This is a genomic window from Vibrio sp. Vb0888, assembly GCF_033338835.1.
In the GTDB taxonomy this organism is placed as follows: Bacteria; Pseudomonadota; Gammaproteobacteria; order Enterobacterales; family Vibrionaceae; genus Vibrio; species Vibrio alginolyticus.
Genome location: NZ_JAWOTL010000007.1, coordinates 221,357 through 230,562, shown reverse-complemented (window position 1 = coordinate 230,562; position 9,206 = coordinate 221,357). Strand labels below are relative to the sequence as shown.

Annotated in this window: 6 protein-coding genes; all 6 read left to right on the top strand. The window is 45.6% G+C overall.

Annotation, left to right across the window (positions count from 1 at the left end):
• Nucleotides 1-53 precede the first annotated feature (53 nt).
• Genes R7P72_RS12825 through R7P72_RS12800 form a run of 6 tightly spaced genes read left to right on the top strand, consistent with a single transcriptional unit; the run spans nucleotide 54 to nucleotide 9,126 of the window.
• The gene (locus R7P72_RS12825; RefSeq protein WP_031777210.1) at nucleotides 54-422 is read left to right on the top strand and encodes a hypothetical protein; all 369 of its coding nucleotides are present in this window, start codon (nucleotides 54-56) and stop codon (nucleotides 420-422) included.
• A gap of 9 nt (nucleotides 423-431) precedes the next feature.
• A complete protein-coding gene (locus tag R7P72_RS12820) occupies nucleotides 432-1,781 on the top strand; it encodes an HlyD family type I secretion periplasmic adaptor subunit (RefSeq protein WP_005375593.1) in 1,350 nt (449 codons plus the stop codon).
• A 3-nt stretch (nucleotides 1,782-1,784) separates the two neighbouring features.
• Nucleotides 1,785-4,016, top strand: coding sequence for a response regulator (locus R7P72_RS12815; RefSeq protein ID WP_054577120.1), 2,232 nt, complete (start codon nucleotides 1,785-1,787; stop codon nucleotides 4,014-4,016).
• Complete coding sequence (locus R7P72_RS12810) at nucleotides 3,991-5,415, top strand: TolC family protein (protein WP_054577119.1); 1,425 nt, start codon at nucleotides 3,991-3,993, stop codon at nucleotides 5,413-5,415. Before R7P72_RS12815 ends, R7P72_RS12810 begins: the two co-directional genes overlap by 26 nt.
• On the top strand, nucleotides 5,405-6,991 hold the full coding sequence (locus R7P72_RS12805; RefSeq protein WP_054577118.1) for an ATP-binding cassette domain-containing protein: 1,587 nt from the start codon (nucleotides 5,405-5,407) through the stop codon (nucleotides 6,989-6,991). Before R7P72_RS12810 ends, R7P72_RS12805 begins: the two co-directional genes overlap by 11 nt.
• A complete protein-coding gene (locus tag R7P72_RS12800) occupies nucleotides 6,988-9,126 on the top strand; it encodes an ATP-binding cassette domain-containing protein (RefSeq protein ID WP_213906905.1) in 2,139 nt (712 codons plus the stop codon). Before R7P72_RS12805 ends, R7P72_RS12800 begins: the two co-directional genes overlap by 4 nt.
• The last annotated feature ends 80 nt before the right edge of the window (nucleotides 9,127-9,206 follow it).

The following is a 9,206-nucleotide window of genomic DNA, read 5'->3' as shown; positions in this document are numbered from 1 at the left end:
AACCCAGTATAAAGATCCTTACTTGTTGTCATTAAAGCAATTAGTGCGGTGGGATAATGATAAATATGACAAATCTGTTGCGCTCAGTCGACAATAGCCATAAAGGGCTGCAATTGCTATTAGGCGATTTTTACCAAGATTTCAGTGACGCAGGGATTGATATTGAGATGCTGCATAAACAAAACCGTTTTGAAGCACTCAGATGTTATTCAAAAAGACTAAAGACCATTCTCGTCTTGTTATGTGATGACGACTTACCACCAAAATTGGCAAAGCTTGAACACTTAAACAAACACCATTTTCCTGCTCCTAATGAATTGATTGAGGACGTTAAAACCGAGCTTAACAACGTAAACAAACAAATTAGCCAGCTGTTAAAAATCGAAAATTCAATCGATAGCCGCACAGGTAGTGAATCGTAGGGGTGGCTCATGAGTAATAAGCAAATAGAACATCACCTCAAAAAGGCGCTCGTTTCGAACAACGAAGCTTCGAAGGTAACAACAGACGATACAATCGTGCTAGCCAGTGCAATGACCAGCGTACACAAAACCTTGCTGGTTATCTTTTTGCTTTCCATGGTGGCTATCGCCGTGGCATCTCAGGCTCGTATCGACATTGTGGTGTCGGTGCGCGGTGAGCTATTGCTCGAATCTGACATCGAAAAAGTGCAACACCTTGAAGGCGGTATTCTAGAAGAAATGCTAGTGCGCAAAGGCGAAGTGGTTTATGAAGGTCAACCTATTGCACGCCTTCGCTCTCTGGATAGAAACACTCAACTTGATACGGTAAACACAGAGATCATTCAGCTTGAGCTAGACAAGATTCGTTACGAAAGCCTGCGCGATATGGTGGAACCCGATTTTTCTGCCTACATCGAAAAGTACCCAGAATTAGTGCAAGTCAACATGAATACCTGGCAGCAAGAATTTTCTAAAAACCGTTCCAATGAAGAGTTGATCACTCACGATATCCAACATAAGAATTCGCTTATTGATTCAATGCTCAAGCGCCGTAAAAGCTCCGAGAACCAGCTCTCCTTAATACGCAAGCAGCTCAATATTAAAAACACCTTGTACAAGGAGGAAATGGCGTCTTACGTCGATGTTCTGAATATGCAGGTTCAAGAGTCAAACATGGTGCGTGAGATTGAAAACCTTGATGAGTCGGTCATGAATGAGCGCTTCCAACTCGACAAACTAGAGAAGCAGTACCGAGACTTGGTGGAGAATCGTAATGCCGAGTATCAAGCACAAATCATTCAAGCAAACAAGGACTTAAAGTTGAAACGTATATTACGTCCTCAACACTCAGATAAAGTGGATCGCCTCGTGGTTTACGCCCCTATTGACGGTGTAGTAGATAAAGTGCACTTCAATTTCCGCTCCGCTGTGATACCGCCAGGTGAAAGCATCGCGGACATTGCACCGATCAATAACGCCCTTCATGGAGAGGCGAAGATCCCGCGTAAAGACATGGGTTTTGTAGAAATCGGACAAGCGGTCAAAGTGAAGATGGATACCTACAACTTTGCCAAATACGGATTTTTGGAAGGTCGAATTGCATCGATCAGCCGTTCTTCTTATGAAGAAGAAGACGCTGAATTCTACCTCGCGGAAATCCAAATCAGTCAAAACTATCTAGAGCGCGGAGGTACACAATACAAGCTGTCCCCTTATATGGAGTTTACCGCAGACGTGAAAACAGGTTCACGCCGGGTTATCGAATACGCAGCGAAGCCGGTTATGTCGGCTATCGAAGACGCATTCGATGAGAGGTGATGGATGAGTAGCAAGCCTTCTTACAATATTTCCGTTCCTGTTATGCGCCTAAGCATTGCTTTCAGCTTGATGCTGGCTGCCCTCGCCTTTTATTTGTATATCTCTTGGGACAAAGTGGATTCAGTCGAGAAAGTGCAAAACGCGCCTCTTTTGGTTCAAGCTCAACAGCTCAACCAAACTATCGAGTTTGATATTCAAACGCTTCAACGCTGTTTAAGCGCACGTTATTGCAGTACAACAGAGCTTGATTTTGAGGTTCTGAAAGACGAAATTGACCAATTTAAGTCGCTCGCGTCACTCAACAAAACCGAGTTTAGCTTGGTGGGCGCGACCGAATACACGCAGCTTGAACTGGCAATCAATCGCTTCTCAGACAGCCAAAAAACACGCGACGATGTGTTGGCACTGTACCTCTCGCTCACCAATAACTACCTACAAATGGACGACAACTACCGGACCATATTTAACAACCATGCGAGCGACCTAATGATGGAGAAAAACGAGTTCTTCATTTGGTTGTTTGTGGTCGTTGTCGTACTGGTTGGTATCGCAGTGCTATCGAACTTGGTGGCAATCCTTAAGCTGAAAAAATCCAGCTCGAATGAGCGTGACATTGACCAAGAATTCGATGAGCTTTATCAAGAGCTCAAACAACTGGATTTACAAAGGTTGGAAGAGTTGCTGAATGAAGTGAGCATCAATCCGAAGCAGCGTCAGATCTACTCTCACCTAAAACTGATTTTCAGCAAACTCGAAGAACAAAAACGCAATAACGATCTCTACAAGCAGCTCTATGCTCTGATTGGTTACGAGATTCGTGGCATCACCAACACCATTAACGGCGGCGTGCAATATCTCGTTCAAGAGACCGATGAGAGCGGCGTGTTGATGGCGCAAGATATAACCTCGGCTGCCAATACCCTGTCTGAATTGGCAGAGAACTACAACCGACTCATTTCACAAGGGACCGAGAGCAAATCGAAAGAGTTTTCACTGCTGAATGTACTGTCTGAATTGATGATTCACATCAGTTCAAAAGTGCAGCGAAATGAAGGTGAGCTAGACTGCTTTATCTCGGATAACCTACCAAACCGTGTTGAAGGACAATCCACCAGCTTATTCTGGGTGTTGTTCCTACAGCTATCAAATGCCATCCAACTCAAAGCCGACAAGAAACTGTTTGTCACCATTGAATCAGGTGCGGCGTCAGACATTGAAAACACTCGCCTGACCATCAATCTAAACTTCTTAACCACGCTGGATGTGCCGCTTGCCAAGCTCAATACCCTACACTGGAGCGACCATAAACAGCACACTGCAACCAAAGACGATTTGGCGAAAAGCGTGTTGAAAGATTATGGCTATTACGAGAGCCATTGGTATCAATCGGGCAATCAGGAACGTTTTCAAATTCAGCTCGATTTGAAAGCCAAAAGCTTCCACACCGAGAAAACTCGCTTCGACAATAAGCGCCTATTACTGTGTGCCAACTCTCAGCTGCGCATTGATGTGATGAGCAAAATGTTAGTCAACTTGGGCTTAGAGATTACGCCAATTCGAACGCCGAACGAACTCTTCTCTGCGGCAAAAACCTTTGGCGAATACGATGCCATCATGCTGACCGACACGTTCGAGCCAAACAAGCTGCCCTCACTGAGCAAAACGGTGAAATCGCAACTGCGCAATCACCCGAACACCAAGTTGCTGCTCTCGGTCACTAGCACTCAGCAAGCGCAAGAGAGCCATACCTTTGTCGACAAGATTCTGAACTCCCCTGCGATTCCATATGAGTTTATCCCCAATCTTTTAGCAATCATGGAAGCGGAAGCCTCAGAAGATCAGATGGAGAACAGCTCATTCCTGATTGTGGAAGATGACCGTGTTCAACAGATTCTACTCAAACGTATTTTGAGCAAGCAAGAATACGAAGCCGACACCGTTGGCGATGGCGCAGACGCTGTTCAGCACTTCATGAATCAGCGCTCGGACATCATTTTTATGGACTGCATCATGCCTGGCATGGGCGGTATTGAAGCAACCAAACGCATTCGACAATACGAACAAGAGAGCGGACAAAACCCTTGCACCATCATAGGCGCGACAGCATTGACCAGCAGTAATGAACACCAAGCTTGTATCGAAGCTGGAATGGATTACGTGATCAGCAAACCTTATAAAAACGACGAAATCATCAAGGTGATCAACAAGTATGTGGCGGTACAGAAACTTAACTAGCTGCGTATTGGCAGCGCTTACATTGAGCAATGCTCCTTCGGCAATGGCGACCACCTTGCTTGAGGCGGTCAAACTCGGCTTGGAAAACAATTTATCTCTGCGCGCTAGTGACAAAGGCGTGGAAGAAAACGAATACAACATCGACATTAGCCGTTCTAAGTTCCTGCCTTCTTTAAACGGTGCCGCTGATACAACATGGAATGAAAACGAGACCATATTAACGGGAACACCAGATAAACGTTCAAGCTACAACTCAAATAGCTACAGCGTGTCTTTATCGCAATCGGTGTTTAACCTTGGCGACATCTTCAAATACGGCACCGCTAAGCTGGATTTCAACATTGAGGAAATCAAACACGAGAACAAAATCCAGAGCACCATTTCTGAAATCGCGACGCAATATTTCGAATACCTCAAAAACAACGCGCAAATCAAAGCCACCCAAGTAGAACTTAAATCGTCTGAAACACGTGAGCGCCAAATGCGTCGCAACGTGGAACTTGGCAACACTGCGGCGAGCGAGTTGTATGAGGTAATTGCCCAGAAAGAAGGCATTGCCAATCGCTTAAGAACCTTAGAGAAAGACCGGCGCGTAATTTTGAACGGTTTAGAGATTCAAGTTCAATACCCAGTCACCCCATCACAAGACATCTACGAAAGTGTTCCCTTGGAGGAAATCAGCGAATCCGAACAACGTGAGATTCTTGAACAAGCTTTGAAGCTCAATAACGACTTATTGGTTGCGAAGAAAACCGTCGAGCGCAGCCGAAGAGGCTTGAAAGAAAGCGGTTCAAACTTTGTGCCGACCGTATCGCTCTCTGCCAGTTACCGTTACGACGATGCGAACAACTATGACCGAACCGACCCAACCGCAACAGGGGACAGTAACTCGACCAGCGTCGGGTTGAACTTGAATGTGCCAATTTTCTCCGGCGGTTCGGATTACTACGGTTATCAAAAATCGTCGACTGCCATCGAGCGAACCGAGCTGCTGTACCAAGATTCATTGTTCGCGACGCGCAATAGCGTTAACACCTCAGTACTCAACATTAACGACTTCTCCCGCGCCATCAGCAGTTACGAGAACATCATCCGTGCCAACTACGCTTCCTACAAAGGCATTCAACGCGCCTATCAGCTTGGTACGCGAACCATTACCGACTTACTGGCAGCGGAAAGTAAACTGTTCAGCGCACTACGTGATTACGAGAGCGCGCGCTATGACTACATCATTGAATCGATCAATCTTGAGCAAATCAAAGGCATGCTATCGGTTCAATCTATCGAAAGCATCATGCAGTTGATGAGCGATATCGAAGGCAGAAGCAATCAAGACTTAGTTCCAAAACACCTTCTCTCTAAACCATCGATTAAGGAAGGAGGTCGCAATGCAAACTGAGCACTTTTCCCAAAAGATTAACTTTGCTGACAAGTGTTATCTGACTTTCTCAACGGTCATCTCAACACTGTTTGGTTTAGTGCTGCCCTTTTCGATTCTTATTATCTTTGACCGTGTTTTACCTAACCAAGCCAAAGACACGCTGTTTCTTCTGTTTGCCATTATCTTGATCACCATCCTCCTCGACTATCACTTAAAGAATCAGGAAGAGAAGATTTCGTCGGTGATCATGAAGCAATTCGAAACCAACTTAACCAACAAGGTGTTTCAATCAATCTGTTTGGCTGAGATATCGAAGTTTCGTCGTCTAGAACCCGGTGAATACCTAGAGCGTATTGCGACCATTCCAGAGATTAAATCCTTCTTTGGCGGAGAATCTGTACGGGCATTGATCAACCTTGCCGTCAGCATACTGACCATTCTGATTATCGGTCTGATCAACATCTGGGCAGGGGTGACCATCTTGCTCGCCTCCATCATTTTGGCGGTGTTCGCACTCAGTCTTTCCAAGCAAAAAATCAACAGTCTAGAAAACAAATCCGACATCGAAGGCTTAACCACGTCGAAAATCATCGAGATCATCTCTAGCCCACTCGATATCAAAGCGCGCAATATGGAATATCGCGTTGAGAGCCTCATGACACAAATGGTGGAAGAGCGTGAAGTCGAGAACATCAAATACGAGCAAATCGAATCGAACTTCAGCCTTATCTTGTCGCTCATACAACAGCTCTCCATAGCTTGTGTGGTGGTGGTTTTGGCAACGGCAGTTATCAACATGCAATCTAGCCAAGGCATCATGGCTGCTATCATCATGCTTACCAACCGCTACTTCGCGCCATACCAGCAAGTAATGCGCACGGTGAGCCGCTGGGAGTTGAACAAGCTTCATATTCAACGTATCGCCGAGTTGCTTGAGCTTGCGGCATCTGTAGAACAACAAAATGACACGACAGAAGTCGAGCGCATCTCGGTGAAGTATTCGGAAAAACAACGCATCGAGTTTGAACGCGGTCAGGCTTACTTGCTGACAGGGAAAAGCGGCACAGGCAAAACCCACCTCGCCAATTGCATTACGCGGCAAAACACCGACAGCAAGCTCGATATTCAAATCAACGAGACACCACTTGATGACGTCAATTACAACGTCTGGCGTAATAGCGTGCTCATGGTCGACAAAACCAGTTCGTTCGTCGAAGGCACCATCATCGACAACTTGACTTGTTTCCGCCCGAGCTTAAATAACACGGCATTTGCGCTTTGCGAAACCATGAACATGAAAGCACAAATCGATGCCCTTCCCGCTGGTTTTTACACCGAGCTTAAAGGACATTTACGCAACCCATTCTCGCGCCAAGTCGCTTATGCCTTGTTGTTAGTGCGTGCCTTACTCGCGAACAAACGTGTGTTGATCTTCGACGACATCGACTGTGTTTATGATGACGACTTTGCTCGATTGGTTTTGACCAGCACCGCCTATCGCGCCAACGACAAAATCCTCATCATCGTCAGCAACAAGATGGACAAACTCAATCATCGCCTCAAACGCGTCAAACTTACCGGAGGTGACCAATGAGTATTTTGGTTGATTTTAATAATGTCCCTCAGCGCTTGTTGGACTTTGAGGCTCGCAGTTATGACGAGCGATACAATGAGTCACCTTTGATTCGTGGTTTAGCTTACACCCTCATAGCGCTTGAATGGGAAGGCACACCTTCTATCCTCAGCGACGCTTTTATCCCTAAACCAAAAGACAGCGACAGTTTTATCGCTACGATTGAACGCCTTGGTTACCGTTGTGACGTCACCAAATTAAAAACGTTGGAGCACATCGAGGGACACCCTCATCCTTGTTTTATCGAGATAGAAAACCTCACTGCGATTTTCTTGGGCACTAAAGACGGCAAACTGATCCTGTTTGATTACACAAATAACAACACCATTGAATACCCGCTCTGCAAGAAGCCGTGCTTGTTGGTCTCGATCAGCGAATACTCCCGCTTATTCCGAGAACCGCCACCTGAATCTCAAGACCGCAGTAACTGGATTAAATACGCGTTTTATCGCTACAACAATGAACTCAAAAGCCTGATTATTCTCAGCTTCGTGGTCAGCATTCTCGGCGCACTCCAGCCCTTTTTTATTATGAGTGTGTACAACTTCGCCTTAACCTCTAGCTCGCAAGCCACGCTTTATTGGCTCACGTTATTTGCTGTGATTGTTGGGTTCTCGGAATACTTTTTCAAGAAAATGCGGGTCAACATCATCGCCACATCAGGAAAGGATTTGGCGGTGCATATTTCTCAAAACGTAATATCCAAACTGTTGTGGCTTCCTTATTCGATGACATCTACCGCTGGTGTCTCTTCTCAGTTAGCACGATTGAAGGACATCGACACTTTCCGCCGTTTGGTAACCGCAGAGTCAACATTAAGCTACTTCGACATGCCGTTTGTTATCGTATTCATTATTGCCATTGCTCTTATGTCTGGTACCGCAGCGCTAGTCGTTATGGCGGGGTTGATTCTAATGTTGGTGTTCTGTGTTTATTCTCGTTACATCTACTCGCAAGCCACGTCCAAGAGCTCTCGCGCCAACGCCATGGTTTCTTACCAATGGAATGAGATTCTTCGTGGTATAAAAACCATCCAAGGCTTGCCATTATTGCGTGTTATCCAGTCCCGCTTTAGCGCATCGCATTTACAAAGCACCAACGATGCAGAACATGTTTCAGTGACTAATAGCAGGGTTCAGGCAGCAGGCGGGAGTTTGATTCAGGTTATTGGTACCGCAAGTATCGTCGCGGCCGTTATCGGCGTGATGGACGGCACCTCCGATGCAGGTGCAATGCTTGCTACCGTAATTTTAGTCTGGAAGGCGTTGGGGCCTATTATGGGCATCTACAACTCTATTTCTAAGTTCCAATCCATTAAGGCGTCTTCTGCGCAAATCAACAACCTTATGGCGATGAATGACGATAAGCTAACGTTAGAGAAAAGCCCCCCTATTCGCCTATTTCAAGGTAGTATCGTCGGCTCTGGTGTGAGCCATCGTTATAGTGGTGCGGCAACAGGCTTAACTAATCTTGGTTTTAAAATTCCACCGGGCGCAAAAGTTGTGATTTGTGGACCAACAGGTTGCGGTAAAACGACGCTCATTTCTATTATCGCTGGGCTAGAGGAACGCTATCAAGGCTCAGTTTCGGTGGACGGTTATAACATCAAACAATTCAACAGTTACCGCTATCGAACCTCGATTAACTACGTCCCGTTTAACCTGCATATTTTTGAAGGCTCCTTGGAGACTAACTTCATCTTGCATAATGGGTTAATCCCAACAGAAAAAATGCGTGAAATGGTGAGTTTCTTTGAGCTAGATACATGGTTGCCACAAGGCCTGGACACTCAGCTAAGCGTAGATAAATGCAAGAATTTACCTAACGGTATTCAACAGAAATTGCGCCTCGCGTTGGGGCTTGGAAGTTGTGAACAATCACTGATCATCATCGATGAGCCATTTAATGGCGCTGAGCAAGAAAATGCCCAGTACTTCAACCGCTTGTTCACCGATAAATTGCTAAACAAAACCGTGGTGTTCTCTACCAACGATCCGGGCTTGATCGCCACTTCGAACATGAGTTTGGTATTAGAGCCAGACGGCAACTTGAAATATTTTGGCTTAACAGACAAATACTTAAACAGCTTAAGTTAATACTGTGGCGCTTATTCACAATTAACTCTTTAATCAGACAGATGCAATTGACAAAGATATAAACCAGAGAGATGATTCGA

Excerpts from the sequence above, each read along its gene's own strand:
- R7P72_RS12820 (WP_005375593.1), top strand. The coding sequence starts at position 432 with ATGAGTAATAAGCAAATAGAACATCACCTCAAAAAGGCGCTCGTTTCG.
- R7P72_RS12800 (WP_213906905.1), top strand. The coding sequence starts at position 6,988 with ATGAGTATTTTGGTTGATTTTAATAATGTCCCTCAGCGCTTGTTGGAC.
- R7P72_RS12805 (WP_054577118.1), top strand. The coding sequence starts at position 5,405 with ATGCAAACTGAGCACTTTTCCCAAAAGATTAACTTTGCTGACAAGTGT.
- R7P72_RS12810 (WP_054577119.1), top strand. The coding sequence starts at position 3,991 with ATGTGGCGGTACAGAAACTTAACTAGCTGCGTATTGGCAGCGCTTACA.
- R7P72_RS12815 (WP_054577120.1), top strand. The coding sequence starts at position 1,785 with ATGAGTAGCAAGCCTTCTTACAATATTTCCGTTCCTGTTATGCGCCTA.